The sequence below is a fragment of the Archangium sp. genome (assembly GCF_057119385.1).
The window spans coordinates 1-24588 of sequence record NZ_DBNGVP010000226.1; the positions used below are offsets into that span (position 1 = coordinate 1).

At 66.3% G+C, this 24588-nt stretch carries 16 protein-coding genes and 3 pseudogenes; 9 read left to right on the forward strand and 10 right to left on the reverse strand.

Annotated elements, in window-relative coordinates:
- Positions 1 to 439: pseudogene (locus AC16DP_RS50750) on the forward strand (hypothetical protein); the annotation flags it as partial.
- Positions 440 to 510: 71 nt separating this feature from the next.
- Here the strand turns inward: AC16DP_RS50750 and AC16DP_RS50755 are convergent.
- The 3 genes and pseudogenes from AC16DP_RS50755 to AC16DP_RS50765 form a co-directional block, all read right to left on the reverse strand.
- Positions 511 to 990, reverse strand: a complete 480-nt coding sequence (locus AC16DP_RS50755; RefSeq protein ID WP_329725361.1) for a DUF2019 domain-containing protein — start codon at positions 988 to 990, stop codon at positions 511 to 513.
- A gap of 245 nt (positions 991 to 1235) precedes the next feature.
- Positions 1236 to 1583 (reverse strand): annotated as a pseudogene (locus AC16DP_RS50760) (DUF2019 domain-containing protein); the annotation flags it as partial.
- A gap of 75 nt (positions 1584 to 1658) precedes the next feature.
- Positions 1659 to 2015 carry a hypothetical protein gene (locus AC16DP_RS50765; protein WP_329725360.1) on the reverse strand — a complete coding sequence of 119 codons (357 nt, stop codon included), beginning with the start codon at positions 2013 to 2015 and terminating at the stop codon, positions 1659 to 1661.
- A 268-nt stretch (positions 2016 to 2283) separates the two neighbouring features.
- Between AC16DP_RS50765 and AC16DP_RS50770 the strand changes: the two genes are divergently transcribed.
- From AC16DP_RS50770 to AC16DP_RS50790, 5 genes are read left to right on the forward strand one after another with little or no spacing between them, the layout of a single operon-like run.
- Positions 2284 to 4026: a type I restriction-modification system subunit M gene (locus AC16DP_RS50770; protein ID WP_329725359.1), complete on the forward strand. Its 1743-nt coding sequence runs from the start codon at positions 2284 to 2286 to the stop codon at positions 4024 to 4026.
- Entirely contained in the window at positions 4023 to 5375 is a 1353-nt protein-coding gene (locus AC16DP_RS50775; protein WP_329725358.1) for a restriction endonuclease subunit S, read from the forward strand. Before AC16DP_RS50770 ends, AC16DP_RS50775 begins: the two co-directional genes overlap by 4 nt.
- A complete protein-coding gene (locus tag AC16DP_RS50780) occupies positions 5372 to 8500 on the forward strand; it encodes a type I restriction endonuclease subunit R (protein ID WP_329725357.1) in 3129 nt (1042 codons plus the stop codon). The genes AC16DP_RS50775 and AC16DP_RS50780 overlap by 4 nt, the downstream gene beginning before the upstream one ends.
- Before the next feature lie 18 nt (positions 8501 to 8518).
- Positions 8519 to 12241 carry a hypothetical protein gene (locus tag AC16DP_RS50785; RefSeq protein WP_329725356.1) on the forward strand — a complete coding sequence of 1241 codons (3723 nt, stop codon included), beginning with the start codon at positions 8519 to 8521 and terminating at the stop codon, positions 12239 to 12241.
- Positions 12238 to 13023 carry a hypothetical protein gene (locus tag AC16DP_RS50790; RefSeq protein WP_329725355.1) on the forward strand — a complete coding sequence of 262 codons (786 nt, stop codon included), beginning with the start codon at positions 12238 to 12240 and terminating at the stop codon, positions 13021 to 13023. The genes AC16DP_RS50785 and AC16DP_RS50790 overlap by 4 nt, the downstream gene beginning before the upstream one ends.
- A 322-nt stretch (positions 13024 to 13345) precedes the next feature.
- On the opposite strand, the gene AC16DP_RS50795 is transcribed toward AC16DP_RS50790, so the two are convergent.
- Positions 13346 to 14686 carry a hypothetical protein gene (locus AC16DP_RS50795; RefSeq protein WP_329725354.1) on the reverse strand — a complete coding sequence of 447 codons (1341 nt, stop codon included), beginning with the start codon at positions 14684 to 14686 and terminating at the stop codon, positions 13346 to 13348.
- On the reverse strand, positions 14683 to 17046 hold the full coding sequence (locus AC16DP_RS50800) for a hypothetical protein (protein WP_329725353.1): 2364 nt from the start codon (positions 17044 to 17046) through the stop codon (positions 14683 to 14685). Before AC16DP_RS50800 ends, AC16DP_RS50795 begins: the two co-directional genes overlap by 4 nt.
- 124 nt (positions 17047 to 17170) lie before the next feature.
- Here AC16DP_RS50800 and AC16DP_RS50805 point away from each other — a divergent pair, with 124 nt between their 5' ends.
- Positions 17171 to 17443, forward strand: coding sequence for a hypothetical protein (locus AC16DP_RS50805; RefSeq protein WP_329725352.1), 273 nt, complete (start codon positions 17171 to 17173; stop codon positions 17441 to 17443).
- Between the two features lie 91 nt (positions 17444 to 17534).
- Positions 17535 to 18293 carry a DUF5953 family protein gene (locus tag AC16DP_RS50810; protein ID WP_329725351.1) on the forward strand — a complete coding sequence of 253 codons (759 nt, stop codon included), beginning with the start codon at positions 17535 to 17537 and terminating at the stop codon, positions 18291 to 18293.
- Positions 18294 to 18312: 19 nt separating this feature from the next.
- Here the strand turns inward: AC16DP_RS50810 and AC16DP_RS50815 are convergent, their stop codons facing one another.
- Both AC16DP_RS50815 and AC16DP_RS50820 read right to left on the reverse strand, forming a co-directional pair.
- Positions 18313 to 20052 carry a PKD domain-containing protein gene (locus AC16DP_RS50815; RefSeq protein ID WP_329725350.1) on the reverse strand — a complete coding sequence of 580 codons (1740 nt, stop codon included), beginning with the start codon at positions 20050 to 20052 and terminating at the stop codon, positions 18313 to 18315.
- Positions 20053 to 20112: 60 nt separating this feature from the next.
- On the reverse strand, positions 20113 to 20919 hold the full coding sequence (locus AC16DP_RS50820) for an alpha/beta hydrolase (protein ID WP_329725349.1): 807 nt from the start codon (positions 20917 to 20919) through the stop codon (positions 20113 to 20115).
- A gap of 202 nt (positions 20920 to 21121) precedes the next feature.
- On the opposite strand from AC16DP_RS50820, the gene AC16DP_RS50825 reads away from it, so the two are divergent.
- Entirely contained in the window at positions 21122 to 22711 is a 1590-nt protein-coding gene (locus tag AC16DP_RS50825; protein ID WP_329725348.1) for a glucose-6-phosphate isomerase, read from the forward strand.
- A gap of 108 nt (positions 22712 to 22819) precedes the next feature.
- On the opposite strand, the gene AC16DP_RS50830 is transcribed toward AC16DP_RS50825, so the two are convergent.
- The 3 genes and pseudogenes from AC16DP_RS50830 to AC16DP_RS50840 all read right to left on the reverse strand — a co-directional run.
- Entirely contained in the window at positions 22820 to 23128 is a 309-nt protein-coding gene (locus AC16DP_RS50830; protein ID WP_329725347.1) for a helix-turn-helix transcriptional regulator, read from the reverse strand.
- Positions 23129 to 23188: 60 nt separating this feature from the next.
- Positions 23189 to 23515, reverse strand: a complete 327-nt coding sequence (locus AC16DP_RS50835; protein WP_329725346.1) for a type II toxin-antitoxin system RelE/ParE family toxin — start codon at positions 23513 to 23515, stop codon at positions 23189 to 23191.
- 268 nt (positions 23516 to 23783) lie between these two features.
- Positions 23784 to 24089 (reverse strand): annotated as a pseudogene (locus AC16DP_RS50840) (DUF2252 family protein); the annotation flags it as partial.
- Positions 24090 to 24588: the final 499 nt, after the last annotated feature.

Below are 24588 nucleotides of genomic sequence, written 5' to 3' on the forward strand. Positions count from 1 at the left end.
CGGGCAACGGGGGGTATTGGGCCTGCTCACCCAGGGGCTGCTGGGGGAGGGCGGTATCGCCAGCAAGGACCTCACTGAAAGCGTCATCTCACGCCCGGGCAACACGCTCCAGTCCATGAAGGCCCTCGGCTACCGCGCGGACACCACGTGCCTGGAGGAGGGGCGGAGGGTGGTGAGATTGGCCGTGGTGCAGCAATCACAGAACAATGGCGGCACGCCCTGGACGCCCGCGGGGGCGGTGCTGGTGGGACCGAAGGGCGAGGAGTGGAAGGTGCTGCGCGTGTGGACGCAGGAATCCCTTGCTCCGGGCGAGAAGCTCAGCGTGGGGGTGGAGGTGGAGATGACGGAAGAGGCGGCGCGCGGCACCTTCACCCTGAAGTGGTGGGGCCAGGACGCAGGCCGCGGGAGCGAGTCCTTCGACGGCGTGACCTTTCCGTAAGGGAACGCTTCACCCTGCCCACGCGGGCCTCTGCGAGGCTCTCCAGGTTCACTTCCTGATTCCCCTTTGAATCACCCGCCGCCGGGTTTGTCCCGCTTGCTACCCTTGCGTCTGCCAGGTGCGGCGCGTTCCGTGCGCGGCCGGCTGCGCTTGACTGGCGGGGCCGGGCGGGCTGCTCCTGGTGGCCCCGCCTCCTCCCCGGCAGGGTCCAGGGCCCACGTTCCCTCCTCCCAGCGTTTCAACGCCTCGGATGCTTCAAATGGGACCAGTCCCTTGCCTTTCGCGGCTTCCTCCAGGACCGCCTTGGCTTCCGCCGTGCGATGGCGCAACAGCAGCGCGGCCGCCGACACCCGCACGTCCATCCGCGGATGCGTGAAGAGCACCGCGAGCGCATCCCGTCCGGTGCCACCATGAGCCCGCAGTTTGTCAAACACGGCCAGGTACTGATCAACGTGCTTGTTCGCGGTCTTGGAGTCACCCCGCCAGGCTGCCTCGGTTTCCGCCTGCACATGCCGCGCGAACTCCGCCACGAGACCTTGCAAATCAATCATGGCCAAATGCCGTTTCTGACGTTCTGACCGTTCACCGTGCTGCGCCGCCTCGACTGCGTGCTCAAGCGAATGCCTCCGCGAGGCACTCTAGTCTCATTTCCAGATTCCCTTTTGAATCACCCGCCGGGTTTGTCCCGCTTGCTCCCCCTCCGTCGGTCAGGTGCGGCGCGTTCCGTGCGCGGCCGGCTGCGCTTGACTGGCGGGGCCGGGTAGGCTGCTCCTGGTGGCCCCGCCTCATCCCCGGCGGGGTCCAGGGCCCATGTGCCCTCTTCCCAGCGTTTCAACGCCTCGGATGCTTCAAACGGGACCAGTCCCTTGCCTTTCGCTGCTTCCTCCAAGACCGCCTTGGCTTCCGCCGTGCGATGGCGCAACAGCAGCGCGGCCGCCGACACCCGCACGTCCATCCGCGGATGCGTGAAGAGCACCGCGAGCGCATCCCGTCCCGCATCCCCACTGGCGCGCAGTTGCATGAATGCGGCGATGGCTTTCTTCGCGTGTTTGTTTCCGAGCTTCGCATCACCTCCCATGATCTGCTCGGTTTGAGCCTGGACGTGATAGGCGAACTCCTCAACGAGCTTCTCGAAAGCTTTCACCCTACACCGGTCCTGAGATTTCCCCGGAGTTTCCGACGCGGAGGTGGTTCCATGGAGGGGCGGGGGCGCGTGGCCCTACTCGGCGCCTGGGGGCCCGAGTTCTTCTGGAAGAGGCGTCCTGAGAAGACTCAGCCCTCTCGGCAATGGGATGACCTGGAACCCCTGGCCCGCGATGCTGACGAGTTCTCCGTCGGCCGCCTTTCCACTGGATAGCCACGCATCAGCATCCTTCCGGGTCGCGAACGTATGAGAAACCTTGACCTCGAATGAGGGGTCGAAGAATTCTTGATAATAATTGAGGAAGTCGTCCAGCTTCTTGATGCGCCGGATGTAGAGAAGCGAAATCGCGGCCAGCTGGAGGGTCGCCTCCTCTTTCGAGCCCTCCTGATACCGCTTGCTCGCGGCGTCCAGGATTCCAAGGGCCTCGTCCATTTCAAAATCCTCGAGATGTGCCACGTCAGCACCGAGCCTTTACTGGCTTGGAGAAGCATTTGACCCGTAGCGCCATTGGTTTCATGTCCGTCCGCTCCCAGCTCCTGCCAGGCAACGTCATCATGGGGGAGGGAACGTGGCAGACCCCGTCCGGGGCGGCAAGCTCCGGGTTCGCCGTCATCCCGGGGAGCAGCCGAGGACACGGGCTCATGGGCGCGATGACTCAATGGAATCAGCCCGCGCCGCTCTCCCGAGGTAGGATGTGGCCATGAGTGAGCCCAACCTCTCCGCGTTCATCTGGTCCGTCGCGGACCTGCTGCGCGGTGACTACAAGCAGTCCGAATACGGCAAGGTCATCCTCCCGTTCACCGTGCTGCGCCGCCTCGACTGCGTGCTCGAGGCGACCAAGCCCGCCGTCCTCGCGGAGAAGCTGCTGCGCGAGAAGGCCGGGCTCAACCCCGAGCCCTTCCTGCTCAAGAAGTCCGGCCAGCACTTCTTCAACACGTCGCCGCTCGACCTGAAGAAGCTCATGGGCGACCCGGACAACATCGGCGAGAACCTCCGCGATTACGTGGTGGGCTTCTCGCCCGCGGTGCGCGACATCTTCGAGCGCTTCGAGTTCCACACGCAGATCGACCGGCTCGCGAAGGCCGGACTGCTGTACCTGGTCACCGAGAAGTTCGCGCACATCGACCTGCACCCCAAGCTCGTGAGCAACGCGCAGATGGGGCTCGTCTTCGAGGAGCTCATCCGCAAGTTCGCCGAGCTCTCGAACGAGACCGCCGGAGAGCACTTCACGCCCCGCGAAGTCATCCGGCTCATGGTCAACCTCCTCTTCTTCGAGGACGATGACGCGCTCACGAAGCCGGGCGTCGTGCGCTCCATCTATGACCCGACGGCCGGCACGGGCGGCATGTTGAGCGTGGCCGGCGAGCACCTGGCCGGCGTGAACCCCGGGGCCCGGCTCGTCATGTACGGCCAGGAGCTCAACCCCGAGTCGTACGCCATCTGCAAGGCGGACATGCTCATCAAGGGGCAGGACATCGCCAACATCAAGTTCGGCAACACGCTCTCGGCGGACGGGCTGGTGGGCAAGCACTTCGACTACATGCTCTCGAACCCCCCGTTCGGCGTGGAGTGGAAGAAGATCGAGAAGGAGGTCCGCAAGGAAGCCGAGCAGCTCGGCTACGACGGCCGCTTCGGCCCCGGCCTGCCGCGTGTGAGCGATGGCTCGCTGCTCTTCCTCCTGCACCTGGTCTCGAAGATGCGCCCGGCCAAGGATGGGGGCAGCCGCTTCGGCATCGTCCTCAACGGCTCGCCGCTCTTCACCGGCGGGGCGGGCTCGGGCGAGAGCGAGATCCGCCGCTACATGCTGGAGAACGACCTGGTGGAGGCCATCATCGCCCTGCCCACGGACATGTTCTACAACACGGGCATCAGCACCTACGTGTGGATCGTGAGCAACCGCAAGCCCGCTCAACGCAAGGGCAAGGTGCAGCTCATCGACGCGGGCGGCTTCTTCCAGAAGATGCGCAAGAGCCTCGGCAGCAAGCGCAAGGAGCTGAGCCCCGATCACATTGATGACATCACGCGCATCTTCGGCGATTTCAAGAAGGTGACGCGGAAGGGCGTGCCCATCAGCCGCATCTTCAAGAACGAGGACTTCGGTTACCGCACCATCACGGTCGAGCGCCCCGAGCGTGACGACAAGGGCAACCGGGTGTTGGGCACGAAGGGCAAGTGCAAGGGCAAGCCCGTGGCGGACGCGAACCTGCGCGACACGGAGAATGTCCCGCTCTCCGAGGACGTGGAGGCGTACTTCCAGCGCGAGGTGTTGCCCCATGCGCCGGATGCCTGGATCGACCACGAGAAGACGAAGGTGGGTTACGAGATTCCCTTCAATCGGCACTTCTACGTCTTCAAGCCGCCGCGCCCGCTCGCGGAGATCGACAAGGACCTGAAGGGCGTCACCGACCGCATCCTGTCGATGATCGGAGGGCTCTCGCAATGAGCTTCCCTCGCTACCCGCAGTACAAGGACAGCGGCGTTGAATGGCTGGGCGAGGTGCCAGCGCATTGGACGGTCGTCGAACTCAAGCACATTGCCGATGTCAATACCGGTATGGCCAAAGGGAAAGATCATGCCGGACGGAGCACCATCGCAGTGCCATATCTGCGAGTCGCCAATGTGCAGAATGGCTACTTGGACCTGGATGATGTCGCGCTGATGGAGATCCCTGTAGCCGACCTGGCACGCTATTCGCTCAAGCCCGGCGATGTGTTGATGAATGAAGGCGGGGATTTCGACAAACTTGGTCGAGGCTGCGTGTGGAATGGGCAAATCGACCCTTGCATCACGCAGAATCATGTATTCGCAGTGCGTCCGCGCGGCGTCCGTTCCGAATGGCTGAGCGCAATCACTGGATCCGGTTACGCACAATTCTACTTCAAAACACGCGCCAAGCAGAGCACGAATCTCGCATCTATTTCATCTACGAATCTGATGGAACTTCCGGTTGTTCTTCCGCCACCTGAAGAGCAAACCGCTATCGTCACATTCCTGGAGCGTGAGACCGCCAAGATCGACGCACTGGTGGCTGAGCAGCAGCGGTTGATTGTTCTGCTGAAGGAGAAGCGCCAAGCAATCATCTCCCACGCCGTCACGCAGGGACTGAGTCCCAACGTGCCCAAGAAACCCTCCAACGTGGAATGGCTGGGCGAGGTACCCGCGCACTGGAAGATACGGAGAGTTTCGTCTTTGAGCACCAAGATAACGAACGGGTACGTTGGGCCAACCCGCGATATCTTTGTTGATGATGGAATTCGATACTTGCAGTCGCTTCACATCAAGGACAACAAGATCCGCTTCGATGTGCCCTATTTTGTTTCAGCGGAGTGGAGTCGCCAACACTCCAAGTCAATCTTGGAGGCTGGCGATGTTCTTGTTGTTCAGACTGGAGACATAGGGCAAGCCGCAGTCGTGACTGATGAGTTTGCTGGATGTAACTGTCATGCTCTAATTATTGTATCACCTGTCCGTGAGGTTGTTGAGGGGGCCTGGATCGCCTTGGTTATGAAGGCGGAGTATGGGCTTCAGTCTTTGCTCTCGATTCAAACTGGGGCGCTGCATCCCCACCTCAATTGTGGCGATGTAAAGGATGTTTCTATCCCTTTGCCCCCGCTGGTTGAGCAACGGCAGATCATTGAGAAGGTTGGCGAGCAGACTCGTTCGTTAGACGCCTTGATCTTGGAAGCTGAGCGTGCCATCGAACTCCTCCAAGAGCGCCGTGCTGCACTGATCTCCGCCGCTGTCACCGGCCAGATCGACGTTCGCGCCATCGCCAACAGGGCCGCCGCGTGAGCCTCCACAAGGAAATCAGCTTCGAGTCAGAGATCTGCGCTCATCTCGCGGCCCATGGATGGCTCTACTACAAGGGCGACGCCGCCGACTACGACCAGGCTCGGGCGCTCTTCCCCCCTGACGTGCTGGCCTGGGTGCAGGCCACGCAGCCCAAGGCGTGGGAGACGCTGACGAAGAACCACGGTGGCAAGGCCGAGGAGACGCTGCTCAATCGCCTGCGAGACCAGCTCGACCAACGTGGCACGCTCGACGTGCTGCGCCATGGCATCGAGCTGCTGGGCCTCAAGCAGCCGCTCAAGCTGGCCGAGTTCAAGCCCGTGCTCGCCATCAACCCCGACATCCTCGCCCGCTACGAGGCCAACCGGCTGCGCGTGGTGCGGCAGGTGCGCTACTCCGTCCACAACGAGAACTGCATCGACCTGGTGCTCTTCCTCAACGGCGTGCCGGTGGCCACCGCCGAGCTGAAGATCGACTTCACCCAGAGCATCACGGACGCCATCGACCAGTACCGCTTCGACCGGCTGCCGCACCCCAAGGGGCAGGCCGCCGAGCCGCTGCTCTCCTTCCCCCATGGCGCGCTGGTGCACTTCGCGGTGAGCAACAGCGAAGTCCACATGGTCACGCGGCTCCAGGGGCCGGACACCGTCTTCCTGCCCTTCAACCAGGGCAACGACGGCGGCGCGGGCAACCCCGTGAACCCCACCGGCGGCCACCGCACCGCGTACCTGTGGGAGCAGATCTGGGCGCGCGAGAGCTGGCTGGAGATCCTCGGGCGCTACCTCATCGCCCAGCGCGACAAGAAGAAGCAGATCTCCCGCGTCATCTTCCCGCGCTACCACCAGCTGGACGTCACCCGGAGGCTCCAGGCCGCCGTGCTCGCGGATGCGCCCGGCACGAAGTACCTCGTCCAGCACTCGGCCGGGTCGGGGAAGACGAACTCCATCGCGTGGACGGCGCACTTCCTGGCCGAGCTGCACGACGCCCAGCACCAGAAGGTGTTCGACACGGTGGTGGTCGTCTCCGACCGCACCGTCATCGACTCCCAGCTTCAAGAGGCCATCTTCGACTTCGAGCGCACCACCGGTGTGGTGGAGAAGATCACCGGCGAGGACGGCAGCAAGAGCGCGAAGCTCGCCCAGGCGCTCTCGGGCGGCAAGAAGATCGTCGTCTGCACCCTCCAGACGTTCCCCTTCGCCATCGAGGAAGTGCGCCGGCTGGCCGCGGCGCAGCACAAGCGCTTCGCGGTCATCGCCGACGAGGCCCACAGCTCGCAGACCGGCGAGGCCGCCTCCAAGCTCAAGGCCGTCCTCTCCCCGGAGGAGCTGGCCGCGTTCAACGATGGCGGCGAGGTGAGCAGTGAAGACGTCCTGGCCTCGCAGATGGCGTCACGCGCCGATGATTCACGCATCACGTTCGTCGCGTTCACGGCCACGCCGAAGCCCAAGACGCTGGAGCTGTTCGGCACCCGGCCGGACCCGTCGCGCAAGCCCGCGCCCGACAACATCCCCACGCCGTTCCACGTCTACTCCATGCGCCAGGCCATCGAGGAGAAGTTCATCCTCGACGTGCTGAGGAACTACACGCCGTACGGCCTCGCCTTCAGGCTCGCCCACGAGGGCAAGGAGCTGGACGAGAAGCAGGTGGAGAAGAGCGCCGCGCTGAAGAAGCTCATGGGCTGGGTGCGGCTCCACCCCTACAACATCGCCCAGAAGGTGCGAATCGTGGTGGAGCACTACCGCGCGCACGTCGCCCCGCTGCTCGAGGGCCAGGCCAAGGCGATGGTCGTCGTGGCCAGCCGGCTCGAGGCCGTGCGCTGGAAGCTCGCCATGGAGAAGTACATCCAGGAGAGGGGCTATCTGCTGGGCACGCTCGTGGCGTTCTCCGGCGAGGTCCTCGACGAGGAGTCCGGCCCGGAGCCCTTCACGGAGCACAGCCGGACGCTGAACCCCGGCCTGAAGGGCCGCGATATCCGCGAGGCCTTCAAGGGCGGCGAGTACCAGGTGCTGCTCGTCGCCAACAAGTTCCAGACGGGCTTCGATCAGCCGCTGCTGTGCGGCATGTACGTGGACAAGCGTCTGGCGGGGATCCAGGCGGTGCAGACGCTCTCGCGGCTGAACCGGGCGCACCCGGGCAAGGACACGACGTACGTGCTCGACTTCGCCAACGACCCGGCCGAGGTCCTCGCGGCCTTCAAGACGTACTACACGACGGCGGAGCTCGCGGCCACGACGGACCCGAACCTCGTATTCGACCTGCGCGCGAAGCTCGACGCCTCCGGCCACTACGACGACTTCGAGGTGGACCGGGTGGTGGGCGTGGAGCTGAACCCCCAGGCGAAGCAGAGCGACCTGATCAAGGCCCTCGAGCCGGTGGTGGACCGGCTGACGAGGCGATTCAAGGCCGCGCAGGCGGCGCTCTCGGCCGCGACCGCGGCGTCCAACACCCAGGCCAGCCGGGACGCCAAGGCCGAGCTCGATGCCCTCGTCCTCTTCAAGTCGGACATGGGCGCGTACCTGCGCCTCTACACGTTCCTCTCGCAGATCTTCGATTACGCCAGCACCGCCATCGAGAAGCGGGCCCTCTTCTACAAGCGCCTGCTACCGCTGCTCGAGTTCGGACGCGAGCGCGAGGCGATCGATCTCTCGAAGGTCAAGCTCACGCACCACACGCTGAAGCAGCAGGGCAAGGCCCCGATGCTGCTCGCGGCGGGGGAGAAGCCGCTGCTCTATCCCCTCATCGAGACGGGCGGCGGCAGCGTGCAGGAGAAGGAGCGCGCCCGGCTCCATGACATCATCGAGAAGGTGAACACGCTGTTCGAGGGCGAGCTGTCGGAGCAGGACAAGCTCGTCTACGTGAATGACGTCCTGATGGGGAAGCTGCTGGAGTCCGAAACGCTGGTGCAGCAGGCGGCGAACAACACCCAGGAGCAGTTCGCCAACTCGCCGGATCTCCAGAGCGAAATCATGAACGCCATCATGGAGGCGCTCGACGCGCACACGCAGATGAGCAAGCAGGCGTTGGAGTCCGAAGCCGTCCGGAGCGGCATCAAGGACATCCTGCTCCACCACGCGCGGCTCTGGGAGGCCCTTCGGGCCAAGGCGCGCGCGGGGCGGACTTCCGGGTAGGCCTCGCCGAGGTGCAGCATGTCCACTCGTGGTTTCCAGGCCCTCCTGCTCGCGAGCTGTCTCATGGCCAGCATGGGCGCGGCCAGCGCGGAGTCGAGACGGGTGAGGGTGACGCTCTCGGCCGAAACGCATTCACGAGCCGAAGCCCTCAGCCCCCGCCTGGAGGACTGGAAGGAGGGCGTGCTCGCCCTGCGTGTGGTGGATCCCGGCCGTCTGGTGGTGAATGCGGGTGGAGAAGTCATCGCCGCGGCGGCGCTCGGTTGGGGCGAGGACCAGCGACTGCGGGTGGACTCGCTCGAGGCCTACCGGCCCGAGGTCCTGCCGCGGGTCGTCAACCGCGAGCGCGGACGGGAGGAGGTGGAGGTAGACGTCCCGGAGGGAGTGGGCGCCGGCGAGTACCTCACCCTCACTTATGAATGGGACTGGAAGCACGCGGGGGAGCCCGCCCTGGAGCGCACCTGGCGCCTCCCCCCCACGGAGGAGATTCCGCCAGAGTGGCTGGAGGACGAACCGTCCGAGCCCGAGCAGGAGGACACGCTCGGGGACGAGCCCGGCGCGCAGGCCATCCTCTCGTCCGAACTGGCTCCCATCCCCGTTCAAGTGGACCCGGCTCGGCCCGAGCTGCTCTGGGTTCCCCGGTACGCCTCGCGTGAGGACATCGCCTCGCGGCTCTTCGGGGATGCCGCGGCGGCGGGCGCTTTCGACCTCGAGCCCCGAGCGCCCCCCTCCAACGCCGAGGAAGGCCTCCACGTCTGCGTGCGCGTGCGCCACCCGCAGGCGCTCGTGCCCCAGGTGCTCGCCACCCTGCGCCACGCCCTGGATGCACAACTGGAGGCGGATGTCGCGTGGAGCCGCTCGCAGCTCTCGGCGGCCCCCCTGGACAGGGCCGGTTCCGCCGCGCTCGTGGAACGCTGCCTGCGATGGGCTCAACGCTCGGACATTCTGGACGGGGCCGGGCAGAGCTACTTCGACCGGTACCTCCAGGCGCTCGAGCCCTTGAAGGACGAGTCGCGGCGCGGGCTCATCCTCGGAGAAGCCGCCGAGCCCCTGCTCAAGGCCATCGCCCTGCGCTCCAAACGCTTCAAGGCGGGCTACCGCGTCACGGATGGCTCGCCCGTCCTCGCCCCGGGCAGCGTGGTGGGCCGCTTCTATTTCGCCGATGGTTCCAGCGTCCAGGTGCGCACCCTGCTGCTGCTCACCGAGGAGACGTCCCTGGAGCGTGCGGAGCTGCGCGTGCGCAACGCTCCTCGTGGAGGCCCGCGCGTCATCATCCCCGGGGAGGACGGGCGGTGGCGGGGCTACAGCGCCGAATTCAACACCGTTGCTGGCGTTCCCGACCCGCTCGAGGACCCCGAGGGCACTGCCTCCTGGTACTACCCAGGCACGCTCCTCATTCGACCGGGAGACTGGCGGCCGGGGCTGGGAGGCGGTACGGGCGAGTTGGCGGCCTTGCGACGAGAGCTGCTCCAGACAGCCCTCGCCACGGCGACACCTCGAGCGCCCCAGCCCCTTGTCTCCCTCGAGCACGACGTGCTCGCCCTGCTCACCCCGGGCGAGCGGCTGGGCATCTTCAACACCCTCCTTACAGGCCATGCGCTCACCTCCGACATGAAAGAGGAGGCAGTGCACCTGCTCGCGCGTGTGGTGGTGTCCACTCCTGACCGGGAGTTTCCACCTCTCGAGCGCAAGCTCACCTCGAGTGGGGTACTGGAGAAGCTGCTCGGCAGCAACGCGCCGGACAGCAAGGTGTTGTTGGGGCAAGCCTTCACCCAGAAGGCGCTCGCCTCGTTTCCCCTCGTGCTGGACCTGCTCGAGTCCCTGCCCACCTTTCACCTGGGCCGTGAGGGCGAGAGGACATACCTGCTCAACGTCCCCTCTGGGCTGGTGTCCACGATGTTGGTGGCGCCGGAGGCGTGGGAGGAGCAGCAGGGGGTGCGCCTGGGCGCCGAACCCGCTCTGCCCGGAGAAGCGGTGGGGCCCTCCAGGCGCATGGCCCTGTACTTCCAACCGGTGCGGCAGGAATTCCAGGCGCGCTACCTGTCCTCGGTGGACGAGGCGCCGCGCAGCCGGGCTCTGCACCCGCTGGAATGGGTGCGGGTGGAAGTGCACGGGCCACAACCGCGCACGCACCTGATGACGGCCATGGAGCTGGCCCTGCTCGCTTCCACGCCGGACACGGCACTGGTGGGGTCGGCGGTGAGCCGCATCAGCGAGATGCACCTGGTGTATGGCGCCGTTTCTGGCCTGACGCGGGCGCCGCTGTTGACAGGAGTGCCAGCCACAGCCGCTCGAGGCGGCACGTTGGCGGCGTCACGCGGAGCGGCGGTGCGCCTGTTCGTGGGCCGCATCTCGTTGGTGGCGGCTCTGGCGGTGGTGGACACGCACCGGGACGAGCTGTCGCGGACGCCCGAAGGCCGAGACTTTCTCGCAGTGCATGACCTGGCCATGGTGGTGCTCGCTGGCCGGGACATCTCCAAGCTCGCCACCTCGGGCATGGGACGCGAGCTGGTCCACCGGGGAGGGCTGGCGTTGAGCGCGGCTGGCGCCCGGGCCTCGTCCGGACTGCATGAGTCGGTGGAGTCCGTCCAGGCCCTGGTGAAAACGCTGGAGCGGATGCTCGCCGAGGGCAGGGCGGTTGCGACAACAGAAGGACTGCGGTTTTCCCTTCCTGGCGGCGCCGAGGTCTTCAAGCAGGCCTTCTTCGCCATCCGCGGGGAGATGGCCGCCGCACGGGCCCTCGGTGGCATCCGCGGCGCGGGGCTCGCCGCAGAGGTGGCCGAGAAGACGCTGGAGGCGCTCAAGCAACTGGCTGCGGAGAGCCAGGAAATGGGGCGTGCCTACAGCTCCGTGGCACGACGCGCGGCGGCCCTGCCCGCGGACAAGGCACACGCATATCTGTCCGCGGTGGAGTCACTGCGCACCACGGGTCACGGTGCGGCGAAACCTGCATTGGCCGAACTGCTGCGACATTCGGGATCACCGGGCCTGGCTGACCCGCTTGCCTTCTTGAAAGAGGCCAGGTGGCTCATCGGGCTCCAGGCACTAGACGCAGAGGCATTGAGTGTTCTGGCAAGAAAAGCCTGCACGGGTGGCGTGGACCTGGGCTGGCTGCGAGCCACGGGACTCGCCATGGAGGACCTCGACTTCATGGCCAGGGACAAGAAGACGCCTTGGAGGCTGTTCCAGCAGGCCGCAGCGGAACCGGGGAACTGGACCAGGCAACTGAAGGCGCGTGAACAACTCCGGGGAATCGCAGGGGAGATGCTGACAGAGCGGAATGCGCAGAAACTCTTTCCAGGCCATCGGCTGACGGGGCGGCAGGTGAAGCTGGAAGGGGGGCGAGTCATCGATCTCGAGTTGACTTCGACGGACCGCCTGAGAACCCAACACGGGGTGGAAGTCAAAGGCTGGAATGACACCAGGTGGCGCAAGGCACTGAACGCATGGTCTGGCCGTCACGGGCTCACGAGGCTCGACGAAGCACAGAAGACACTGATCGAGCAACTCCAGCGCCTGCTCAAGCAGATCACAGATGCAGCCAAGGCACCTCGCGGAAAACCATTCCTCGTCAGCACAGACGAACTGAGTAGACCGACCCAATTCAAGCTCCTTGATTTTCTTCAGGAGAACGCACCAGGAACAATGCTCATCCAGGTAGAGGAAGCCCAGATACTAGAGAAGACAAGGCAGTTGCGCGCGGCACTCAAGCTGCCGGAGCAACTCTCTGGAGGCGCGCCATGAGCCGCACTACCTACTGGGCGATACTGGCTCCAGGAGAGCCCGCATGGCTCGAGCGCCGTGCCCGGGCCATTGTGATGACGGAAGCGGACGAGGAGGACGGAAAGGAGCCGCCCTTCGAGGTCATCTCCGGCAATGGCCGCTACAGCGCCATCGCGGGGACGGACCCCATGGATATAGGAGCCGAGCTGCGAATCGCGGAGGAAGTCTCACTCGAGGTGCAGCAGCCCGTGTACTCGATTGATTGCGCCAATGATCCATGGCTCGTCATGTCTTGGCGAAACGGCGTGGGCGAGGTCCAGGAAGTAGCGCCAGAGGCTCTGGCGAAGTCTTTGGGCTGCCCCTTGCCGGACAGCGATGAATCTTCGGACGTGGCCGCGAGCAAGCCGCTCCGGAAAGCCGCACTGGTGGAAGGAATCCGTGCGCAGGAGGCGAACCGTGTACTCGAGGAAGATGCCGGCGCGCCACTCGTTCCAGGTCACTACCGCTTGGAGGATACGCCGCAAGGGCTCCTTCTCACTGGCGGAACAGGAAGCATGGGCTTCGCTCACGTGACTCTTTCAGAACGACTCCCTCATTCCACCGTATATGGGGTGACAGCATCACCGGGCCTGGACACATTTTACGTCAGCGTACTTCGGGGAGGAGAGTGCATCGGACAGTTCGCGCAACCGCCGTATGCGGTTCCACCCTTCCCGGTTTTCAGCGACATCAAAGGTGAGCGCTCACCGGAGCGGATTCTCACCGCACTGGGCATCCCAGCCGAGTGGTTCCGGAATGAATGAATGACGGGTGCCCGGGCGGCCCCGCCCAGGGACCTCGGCATGGCGCAGTGCGCTCACCCAGCTCGGTGCGGTCCGGCGGCGCCGAGTCCTCCAGGAAGGCGCACTCGCAAGGAAGCGTTGGAGTCCGAATGCTCAACCACGCGAGGCTATGGGAGGCCCTTCGGGCCAAGGAGCGCGCGAGGCGGACTTCCGGGTAGGCCGCGCCGCGGCGTACCCTCGGTGGGGGCGGGAGAGCTCCAGCCCTTCTGGTGAATAAGGCGGGAAGGCGCAGGACTGTGGGCGCCGATGGAGCGGGGCGGCAGGCACCGTGTCGTTCCGCCCGTCAGCCCCGGTGCCGCTCGGCCACGCGGTAGAGCCAGGTGAGGGAGTAGTCCAGCAGCGACTGTCGCGAGCGCATGTAGTTGCGGGCCCGGACGAAGGGAAGCCACGCGCGGTTGCCCACGAGGACCTGGGCCTCCTCGAGCTTCTGGCGCGGAATCCACCGGCCGCCGAGGTTGCGCACCAGCACCTCCCCCAGGTACGCGCCAATGGCGGGCACCGCGTGCTCGTCGATGGCTTCGCGCAGGCGGCTCTTCGGGAATTCCTCGCGCCAGAAGTAGAAGTCCGCATCCGTGAGCGACTCGGGCGTCGCCTTGAAGACGGAGGGGACTTCCGAGTGCAGCAGTGCCACGAGGTGCTCGGCGTACAGGCTGTACTGCTCCAGCGCGCGCTCCAGGTCATCCACATCCGCAGGAAGGGCAGAGTCAGCAGGGCGCCACTCCTCGGGCTCAGGAGGGCACCACGCGTTGAGCTCGGCGATCCTCCGCTGGCGCTCGTGACTCGCGGCGCCGTCCACCACCCGGGAGAGAAGCGGGGCCAGGTCCGGGTGGAAGCGGGGCTCCACGGGGGCGAGCATGGCACTGCGCTCGTGCAAGGTGCGCAGTACGGTGTCGAAGTCGAGGTCCGGCCGGAGGTGGGCGTGGGCGCGAGCCTGTGCGAGCCGTGCCTCCTTGCTGGCGAAGTCCGCCGCGGTGGGCCACGTCACCAGCAGGACGGAGCCGTTGGGCAATTCCTCCACCCGGTGGGCTGGGGTGGACAGCATGCGCTCGCGGCCGACCGTTTCCACCAACCTGGCGCCGAAGACGTTGAGCCAGCACACCATGTAGATTTTGTCGAAGCCGTCTCGAATGGAGGTCTGCTGATCGCGGCCAAAGCGGGGAGCGCCTGCCAACGCTGCGTCATCACTGCTGTGCGCCCACGCGTGTGTGACGGGATAGCGGCAGGCCCAGGCGCGCACCATCTCCACCAGTTTTCGGCAACTCTCCGCCTCCGCGAAAAAGGAAAGCGGTTTCACTTTGGTGGTCACACCCAACTCAGGTGGAAGCGGTGGGAATGAGAGCGAGAGCGACATGTCCAATGCGGGCCACTTCGTCCGATAGAGCCCGATTCCCGATGTTCTTTCGCGGCGCCGCTCCTCTAGTCCCTTCCAGCAGGAAGGACGGGAATACTTGCGTTGCCGCTTTCCGCTGACAACGTCCGGCATCCACCCGTCGGCGTACTCCTCAAGTGCGTTGAAGAAAGGCTCCAACTCGCTCTTGAGTTCCGCTTGTGGATTGAATGACCCTTTGAGTGACAACCGGAGGTAGTCCTCGTCCCTCGAATCATGAAATTCCAGCACCTTCATTGGAACGACACCTCCACTCCCGGAACCTCTTTCTGGGTTTTTTCAACGGCGGCATCCAAGTCGACTACGCTCTTGGGCTTGAGATCGCCCCCCTCGTAGATGAGGCGGACCCTCGAGACCTGCACGTCGCGGCCTCCTGGGAGAAGGGGCTGGAGGGAGCTTCGGCGGATGTTCAGCCTCTCGCCGTATTTCCGTAGAGCCTCGCTCGCATCCTCAATCATCTGAGCTTTCAAGGCTCCTTCCCTCAACCCCGAGAGGTCGCGGCTCTTGAAACTGAATGCCTCCACGCGCCGTGGCCCTCCGCCGAGCGCGCCTTCCTCGATGACCAGCACATCCGCGTAGCGCAGGCCGGTACCCGGCTTGCGCACGCCGACCTGGATTTCGACGCGGGGCCTGTCGAAGTCCCCGAGGAAGCGGCGCTCGGCCCGAGGCTTCAGCGCGTCCTCTTGCAGCAGCTTCACCATGTCGCGCTCGAAGGCCAGCCCCCGGGCAAACCACCCGCGTAACTGCTCGTAGCCTTCCCATTTCAGGGGGCCCTTATTGGCCTTGCCCTGCTCCACCTCTCTCAAGCGCTCGTGGTAGTACTCCACGTACTCGCGCCAGCGCGGGTTGCCCCGGGCCTCGGGCGGCGGGATGTCGAGGGAGGGGCGGTGTTTCTCGAGCACCGCCACGTCCCTGGGCAGGCGCGGACCCGTGGCCTCCAGCTCCGCCGCCGCCAGCCTCGCCGCCACCACTTCCCGCGTATGGCCTACGCCCTCGTCCACCAGCGAGGCCAGGGTGCCGGGGCTCTCTGAGGCAGGGGACGTCTTGGCGGAGGGGCGTGCGGCGTCATCCGCCGCGGCGGCTTTCCCGGCACCCGCCCCGCCCTTCGCGGGCGGGGAGCCCGAGGCCCCAGGTCTTGCCTTGGACAGGAGCGGCCGGGCCCTGGCCACATTTCCCCGGGCCTCGTACAGCGCCAGCGCGGCGTCCGCCCCTCCCTCGGCCACGAAGCGCCCCGCCTCACGGCTGGCCCGGATGTACCCCGCCAGGTCGCGCAGGCCCTGCAGGTTCATCACCCCTTGGAGCTGCCGCGCCGTCTCGAGCAGGGCCCGCAGCCGCGCTTCCGCGGCTTCCACCCCGGTGCGCAGGCGCGAGCGCACGCCCGCGGCGCCCTCCCCCTTGGCGAGGGAGCGCACGCCCTTGTAACCCCCGATGAGGGCCAGCACCAACGCGGGGGCCGCCTCACGCGTGCCCTCCTCGAGCTCGCCGTTCCAGAGCAACCCCACGCCATGCAGGGAGGTGGCGACGAAGTGGTAGCTGCCCAGCGGCACACCAAAGGTGACGTGGTCAAACGCACGCACCGCCATGTCGTCCGCCGAGGCGTTGAGCACCCACTCCTTCTCGGCCTTCTCGAGGGCCTCCTGGTACTCCGGCGGCAGTTGGCCGCGGAGGGGGTGGAATGCGAACTCCTGCCCATCCAGGGCCGCGGGTTTCAGCCCCCGCTTCTCCAGCGCCGCCTGGAAAGCGGGCAGCAGCCCGAGGACCTCCTCCAGCCGCTTGTCCCGGGCCAGCAGGAAGAGAATCTCCCTGAGGTCATCGTCATGGGCCGAGTCGACGATGAGGACGGAGAGGACCTGGGCGTTGCGGCGCCCATAGGCTCCGGCGGCCTTCTCGAGAAGCGAGGTGCGCTTGTCGTTGAGCTGGCGGGCGACGTCCTCGCGCGGTGGGCCCAGGGCGCCCAGGCGCACGGCACTCCAGTCGTCCAGGGACTCCAGCAGCCGGGGCATGTCCACGCGCTGCTGCAGGGCGAGGACTTCCCCGGGCGAGGTGCAGGTGAGGAAGGGCGCCAGCAATTCCTCGGGGCTGGAAGAGAAGTCGGGCCAGCCCGGGGGCACGGCCTGCCCTCCGCACGAGGGCGGCTCCTCGGGGACAGGCCCCGTGCTGGCCACCTCGGACGCGGGCGCCTGGCCCGCGCTCGCCAGGGCGGCGTCCGGGCCCAGCCCGCGGGCGCCGCGGCGGCGGTGCAGCCGCTCTTGCCCGCCCGTCCCGGAGGAGAATGCATGCTCGCCCGCCTCCGTGGAAGCGACAGGGGAGGGCGCCCCGAGAGGGGGAACCGTGGCGCCCGCCTCCCGGAGCGTGGAGAGGGCGTGGGGGGCCCGCTCGGAGCTACCGCCGTGTCGCGGCCCGAGCGTGACGCAGCCGGTGGAGAGCAGCACGGCCCCCAGCAGCAGCGCCGCCCTCCTGAGCGCCAGGGCCTCCGCGCGCATGGTCCACCCCCAGGCCCAGCGAGGCGAAGCTTCCAGGCGCGTCAGGTAGCGCCTCCCTCCCGTGGGGGAGGACGGGAGCGGCGGAGGTACAAGCACCAGCAGTGCGGAAGTCATCGGCGCCTCCAACAGTGACCCCAGAGACTGGCGGAACTCTTCTGAAATCCGGATAGACGAGACACAGTAGGCGAAATACTCCTGGAAGCGTGCCTCACGACTGACCTGGATTCCCGCCCAGAAGGTGCGAATCGTGGTGGAGCACTACCGCGCCCACGTGGCCCCGCTGCTCGAAGGACAGGCCAAGGCGATGGTCGTCGTGGCCAGCCGGCTCGAGGCCGTGCGCTGGACGCTCATGAACGCCATCATGGAGGCGCTCGACGCGCACACGCAGATGAGCAAGCAGGCGTTGGAGTCCGAAGCCGTCCGGAGCGGCATCAAGGTCATCCTGCTCCACCACGCGCGGCTCTGGGAGGCCCTTCGAGCCAAGGCGCGCGCGGGGCGGACTTCCGGGTAGGCCTCGCCGCGGCGTACCCTCGGTGGGGTGCGGGAGGGCTCCAGCCCTTCTGGTGAACAAGGCGGGTTGATGTCGTCGTCACAGGGTGCAAATGATGACCGATCGAGCCGAGTTGTATCTCCACGTTTTCGCGCCAGCGCTCACGTGCGACGACGGGCGCCCGCTCGCGGCCGTTGAAGGGATGGAGCGGGCAGTGCCCGGGTTGCGCCTGGCGTGGCGGCTCTCGGACGCGGGGCGGCCCGTCGCGCTCGCGCAGCGCGGTGCGTGGCTGGCCAGGTCGGCCGCCGACGGCAAGTTTGGCTTGCTGTGCAATGGCGATGAGAGCTACCCGGTGACGATGGGAGGGCGACGGGAGAGCGCGATTTCGAGTCCGGGAGGCGAGCCGCGGCTGACGGTTCACGCGACGCTCCCGCAGGACGAGCCCATTGTCGCTGCGGCAGTGGACATGCTGGAGAACGTCGCGGAAGGCGTGCGCGCCACGTGGGGAACCGTGGCGCCCGGCCCCCTGAGATTGGTGATCGCGGCGCAGGTAGGGCCGAAGCTCGGGAACCCAGACGGGCCACCTCTTGGCCTGCCGATGCTCAAGCTCCCGTGGAACATCCGCTCGCCCAAGGTTCCCAGATACCTTGGGTGGATCAACTATTGGTCGGCCGCGGCCGCGGAGGCCATCGGCTTCCCGGACCCCTCGCGCGACGCGGAGCTGTTGTCGCGCGCCAGGCGCACTGCGTCGGGGGGATGGGTGGTGAGTCTCACCGCGGCGCCGCTCGACCTGGACAAGCCCGAGCACCTCGAGGCCCTCAAGCGAGCCTATGCGCGCTTCCCCGAGATAGGTGGGCGCTCCGAGGCGTGAGAAAGAAAAACCCCGGCGTTCAGGGGCGATGCGGTCCGGCGGGTGTGACGCGGGAACCGCGGGTTCCGAGGATGATGCCGAGCGCCGAGAGCAGCCACAGGACCGTCGTGGGCCCTCCGCCCTCCGGGCCCGCGGCGCAGCCCTTGCCCGGCACCCGCGGCGGCTCCCTGTCCACCACTCGCACGGTGACGGTGTCCCCGCTGGTCTGTCCACGGGCGTCCTCCACCTGGAGCTGGAAGGTGAGCACCAGCTCCCCGTCCACCTCCGGCGCGTTGAACATGGCCCTCGGGCCCGCCTGCATCAGGTTCACCGTGGGCTCCCCCTGCTGTGTCCAGAGGTACTTCAGCTCCGAGTCCACCGGAACTGTCGACCCCGAGCCGTCGAGCGTCACCCCGCTGCCCTCGCGGACCTCCTGGTCCACCCCCGCACGTGCCACCGGCAGTGGGATGTTTCGCACCTTCACGAGCACCACGTCCGGCGGGCTCGTGTTCACCCCATCGCTCACCCGCAGCTCGAACTGGAGCTCCGTGTCCCTCGGCACGTCGGGCGCGAGGAAGGTGGGGCTGGACGCGCTCGCGTCGCTGAACGTCACGGACGGGCCCTTGGACTGCGTCCACGCGTAGGTGAGCGCCGCGCCCTCGGGATCCGTTCCGCTGCCGGAGAGCGTCACCAGGCGCCCCTCCTCGAGCGTCTGGTCCTCGCCCGCGTTCGCCACCGGCACCCGGTTGATGCACACGTCCCGGTGGGCCACCCGCGTGGTGAAGGGCTTGTCCACCACCCCCTCCCATTGAAGGTCATCGAGGTCCCAACCCGTGGCGCCCGTGCTGGCGTCCGTGCCGATGCGGAAGCGCAGGCGCACCGTCTTCCCCGCGTACGTGGTGCCGAGGCCGAGGGTGGCCTCGGTGAACGCGGGGTACCCGGGACTCTGGCCTCCATACGCCCGCCGGCCCTTGAGCGGGTTGTCCCCTCCCGCATCGAGGGTCACGTCGTAGGCGGGACTCACGGCGCCGCCGACGTCCACCCAGCTCTTCCCCTCATCCTGGCTCAGCTCGATGACGGCGCCGTCGAAGTAGTAGCCGGCGGGGCTCGCCTCGAAGGTGTAGCGGTGCTGGAAGATGACTCGGAACGCCTCCGTCGCCGACACCTGCAGGGGCGGCGAGACGAGCGGGAGATCCGCGGTCACCTTGTTGTTCGGTCCCCGCAAGAACGTGTTCGCGCCCACCGGGTCATACTCGCGCGTCCAGGACGTGCCGCCCGCCGGGGCAGGGGGGACGGTCCACGGGTGACGGGCGGACTCCCACGTCTCGAGCGTTCCCTGCAGCTCGTCCGTGTTCACGCGGTACGTCGCCGTGTGGGTCTTGTCTCCGGGCACCGTCTGCTCGTCGTCCCGGTAGGCGATGTTCAGGGAGATATCGCGCGGGGTGGCGGCGCCCGAGAGCGCCATCAGCAGCTCCACGCTGAAGGACGTGGACGGATCCGCGGGGGGAAAGTACACCGCCGGTCCCTTGGGGAAGGAGACGTCCGGGTCCGCGCTGGAGAGCGTCATGCTCGTCAACTTGAGCCGCTCGGTTCCGCTGTTGCGCAGGGTGACGCGCACGCGCGCGCTCTCGCCCGTGTCGAGCACCCCGTCATCATCACAGGACGCCGTCACCGAGCCGTCGAGTAACTCCACGCGCTCGAACGTCACCTCCTTGGTGGCGAAGGCTTCCATCGGAGCGAGCAGCAACAGACCCAACAATGCGGCGACGCATCGCTTCACAGTACGGCCTCCAGGGTTCAGGGACGGGCCCCTGGATTCTAGACCCCTGGCTCGCGAACTTCACAGCAGCGAAGCCACCGACTCGACCACCTTGGGCCACTCCTTCGCGCGCGGGTCGATGACCTCGAAGTGCGCCGCGCCCGGCAGGCTCACGAGCTTCACGCTGTCCCCGAGCTTCGTCGCGCGTTCGTGGTACCCGGTGCTCACGGTGAGCGGGACGATGGTGTCCTCCGCCCCGTGCACCAGCACCTGCTTCACTCCCAGCGGCAACAGCGCCGCCGGAGACCCCAGCTTGTAGCGCTCCGGTACCTGCGCGGGTGTACCTCCCAGCAGCGACTCGACGATGCCGTCCCCCAGGCGCAGCTCGAAGGCCCGCTCCAGGTCCACCACGCCCGCCAGGCACACCGCGCCCTTCGGCTGGAAGGGTTTCTCCGTGTACAGCGGCTGCCCCGGCTTCAGCTTCCCGCGCCCCGCGAGCCACAGCGCCAGGTGTCCTCCGGCCGAGTGGCCCATGATGACCACCCGCTCCAGGTTCAACGGGTAGCGCGTCGCCAGCGTGCGCAGGTAGTCCGTCCCCTGGGCCACGTCCTCGAAGGTGCCCGTCCATCCTCCGTCCGGATGGCCTACCCGCCGGTACTCGAGGCTCCAGGTGGCGTAGCCCCGCTGCGTGAGGTCCGCGCACAGGTGGCCCACGTGCTCCAGGTCGTACCGCGCCCGCCAGAAGCCGCCGTGCACCATCACCACCACCGGGTGCGGGCCCTCGCCCCGCGGCAGCCGCAGGTCTCCGAACTGGTGGGTCCGCTCTCCGTAGGGAATCCGCGCGTCGGCCTGCGGCGCGGGCGTCTCGAGCATCCAGGGCTGGCTCATGGAGAGCGATGATGGGACAGAGCTGGCGCGTCCATCAAGCAGGCGGCCTCACCGAGGGATGACCACCGGACTTCGACACGTGCGGGGGGGGGGCAGTGTCAGGCCCCGGGCGTGGCCCGCATCAAACCCATTCCCCCGCACCGCCCATGGCGGTAGGAACGGGCCGAACGAAACCAGGGATTCGAAGCCGAGGGGAAATACGATGACCGAGCGTCAATTGTGGGAGCGCTACAAGAAGTACCTGTGCGGGGTGGAGTCGGTGGGACTGACGCTCGACGTGTCCCGCATGGGCTTCGCCGAGGACTTCCTCGAGCGGATGCGCGGCCCCATGGAGAAGGCCTTCGACGCCATGGCGGCGCTGGAGAAGGGCGCCATCGCCAACCCGGACGAGAAGCGCAGGGTGGGCCACTACTGGCTGCGCGCCCCCGAGCTCGCCCCCGAGCCGGGCCTCACGAAGGAGATTCAGGACACGGTGGCCTCCATCCGCGCCTTCTCCGAGGACGTGCACGCCGGCCGCGTGAAGCCTCCGAAGGCGGACCGCTTCACCCGCGTGCTGCTGGTGGGCATCGGCGGCTCGGCGCTGGGGCCGCAGTTGGTGGCGGATGCGCTCGGCACGGCGGCGGATCGGATGCAGGTGTTCTTCTTCGACAACACCGACCCGGACGGCATGGACCGCGTGGTGGCGCAGCTGGGGAGCAAGCTCGCCGAGACGCTCACCGTGGTCATCAGCAAGTCGGGCTGCACCAAGGAGACGCGCAACGGCATGGTGGAGGCCGAGCGCGCGTACCAGCAGAAGGGCCTCGAGTTCGGCAAGCACGCGGTGGCGGTGACGGGCGAGGGCAGTGAGCTCGACCGTTACGCGAAGAAGGGCCACTGGCTGCGGACGTTCCCCATGTGGGACTGGGTTGGCGGGCGCACCTCGGTGCTGTCGGCGGTGGGCCTGCTGCCGGCGAAGCTGCAGGGGCTGGACATCGACGGGATGCTGGCGGGCGCCCGGGACATGGACGTGGCGACGCGCGAGCGCGACATGCTGCGCAACCCGGCCGCGCTCATGGCGCTCATGTGGTTCCACGCGGGCAACGGGCGCGGCCAGAAGGACCTGGTCATCCTCCCGTACAAGGACCGGCTGCTGCTGCTCTCCCGCTACCTCCAGCAGCTGGTGATGGAGTCGCTGGGCAAGGAGAAGGACCTGGACGGCAAGGTGGTGAACCAGGGCATCGCCGTCTACGGCAACAAGGGCTCCACGGACCAGCATGCGTACGTGCAGCAGCTGCGCGAGGGCGTGAACAACTTCTTCGCCACCTTCGTGGAGGTGCTGAAGGACCGCGAGGGGACGTCCATGCGCGTGGAGGAGGACATCACCAGTGGAGACTACCTGCTGGGCTTCTTCCTGGGCACGCGGCGGGCGCTCTTCGAGAAGGGCCGTGAGTCGATGACGCTCACGGTGCCGGACGTGAGCGCGCGGACGCTGGGCGCCCTCATCGCGCTCTACGAGCGGGCCGTGGGTCTGTATGCGTCGCTGGTGAACATCAACGCGTACCACCAGCCGGGCGTGGAGGCGGGCAAGAAGGCGGCGGGCGCGGTGCTGGAGCTACAGCGCAAGGTGCTGGCGAAGCTGCGCGGGGACAAGGCCAAGGGCCACACCGCGGAGGAGCTGGCCACGGCGGTGGGCTCGCCGGACGAGGTGGAGACGGTGTTCAAGGTGCTGGAGCACCTGGCGGCCAACGCGGACCAGGGCGTGAAGCGCGAGCCCGGCGCCCACCGTTTCGACGCCCGCTTCCGCGCGGGCTGAATCAAACGACACAACCCCCTCCCTTTAAAAGGGGGAGGGGGAGAGCATCTCGCGAAGTTGGGTTTCGAGAACTCAGCCCTGCTGGAAAGGGTTCTTCTGCTCTCGGGTCTACTTGGCGAAATGGATCTCCAGCCGCATGCCAAGAGCCGCAGCAATCTTGTGCAGCAGATCAAGCCGTGGCAGCACCTTACCGCTCTCGATTCGGGCGATGGCTGGTTGTTTCGTTCCAGCTCGGGCTGCAAGTTCCGCCTGACTGAGATTTTGCTGCTCACGCAGCTCGCGTACCTGTCTTGCTAGAGCGAGCTTGTTGAATTCCTCATCGTGCAGTGCAGCAAAGGTAGAACTCTGTGTCCTCCTGCGTTCAATGAATTCTTCGAGGCTACCTCCAATATAAGGGTTTTGCTTCTTGGTAGGCATTGGAATGGCTCGGGCTGAGGAGCGCTATGTCATTGTGACATAGCGCTCAGTAACGCCCGCTCAGTTGGCGTCCAGCACGTCTTTCATTCTGGATTTGGCGATATCCAGATCCTCCTTACGTGCTTTTTGTCCCTGCTTCTTGCACGCGTGGAGAATCACCATGCTGGGACCAGTAACGAGAACATAGAAAATGCGGTATTGGTCGATTTTCAACTCGCGCAGCTTGCCCTTGATGGTACGTCGTCGGACGGTCGTCTCCTGCAGGCCATGAACCATGATGTCCTCTAGTGCAGCGGAAATTCTCGCTTCCTGTCGGCCATCAAGATCGTCCAGATACTTCTCTACGGGACTGTTACCCTGCTTTGATCGATAGAATGATATATTCATAAACAAGATTGTTCCTCTGTCTACATCTGTAGTTGGCGGTCATCGTCTCTCTCCGGTTGTCTGCGCGAATTCGCAGACCTCGATCGTCATGGACTCACGTCACGTCACGGACTTCACGTCACGTTACGGACTTTGCACTTACGGACTCTGCTCTTCAGATCGTGGACTTCACTTCACTTCACGGACTCTGCACTTCAGAGCGTCGACTTCACGTCACTTCACGTCACTTCACTTCACGGACTCTGCACTTCAGAGCGTCGACTTCACGTCACGGTCTCCGCACTTCTCGATGGAGATGGTTGTGGCAACCGCCCACCTCTTTTTCATCTATAACGATGTCGTTATAGCGTGTCAAGCCTTCCGTGTTGTGGGCCTGCTGTGGATTCGTCTTGAGCTGCGTGAGTTCCTGACGGATGGCGAAGTCGGCCACGGCCTCGTCGAAGCAGGGGCCTCCGCCGAGGTAGCCGGCGATGGTGGCCGCGTCCCCGGTGCGCGCGTGTGCCCGGGCCAGCGTGGCGCCACACGCGTCCGCGTAGTCCAGGAACGCGCCCTCCGTCATCTTCTCCAAGGGTGATAGGAACGTCTGGGGCTTCGTATAGCTTGGACAGTAACCCGTTCACCGGATTGGCTTGGTTGAAGAGGAGACGGGCACGAGGTGCCCGCAGGCGAGCCCGGGGGCGGTCCCGCGCGGTCGGAGACCCCTCGCATGCACGGACACTCCATGCGCGAGAACCGGGAGATCCTCTGCTCGCCCGCCGAAGTCGGGCGGGACGCATCGGGAAGGCCAAGGCCGTACGCCGATGATGAGCGGGCAGAGGAAGTCGGACGGTTCGTAGTGTGCGCTGGGCAGCGCACTGGTCAGGAGGGTTGAAGTCCCTCCGGCGCTCGGATGAGGAGCGCCGTATCCAAAGGCGGGGGTAACGCCTCGCCGGCCGGAGAGAGTGGAAGTGGGCTTGCCCCGGTTACGTGGACAGTAGGGTTAAGATGCCAACTTCTGCGGTAAGGCCGCAAGCTCAAAATCCACTGGACTGACGTAGCCCAGCGAAGAGTGCCGCCGCTGGCGGTTGTAGAAG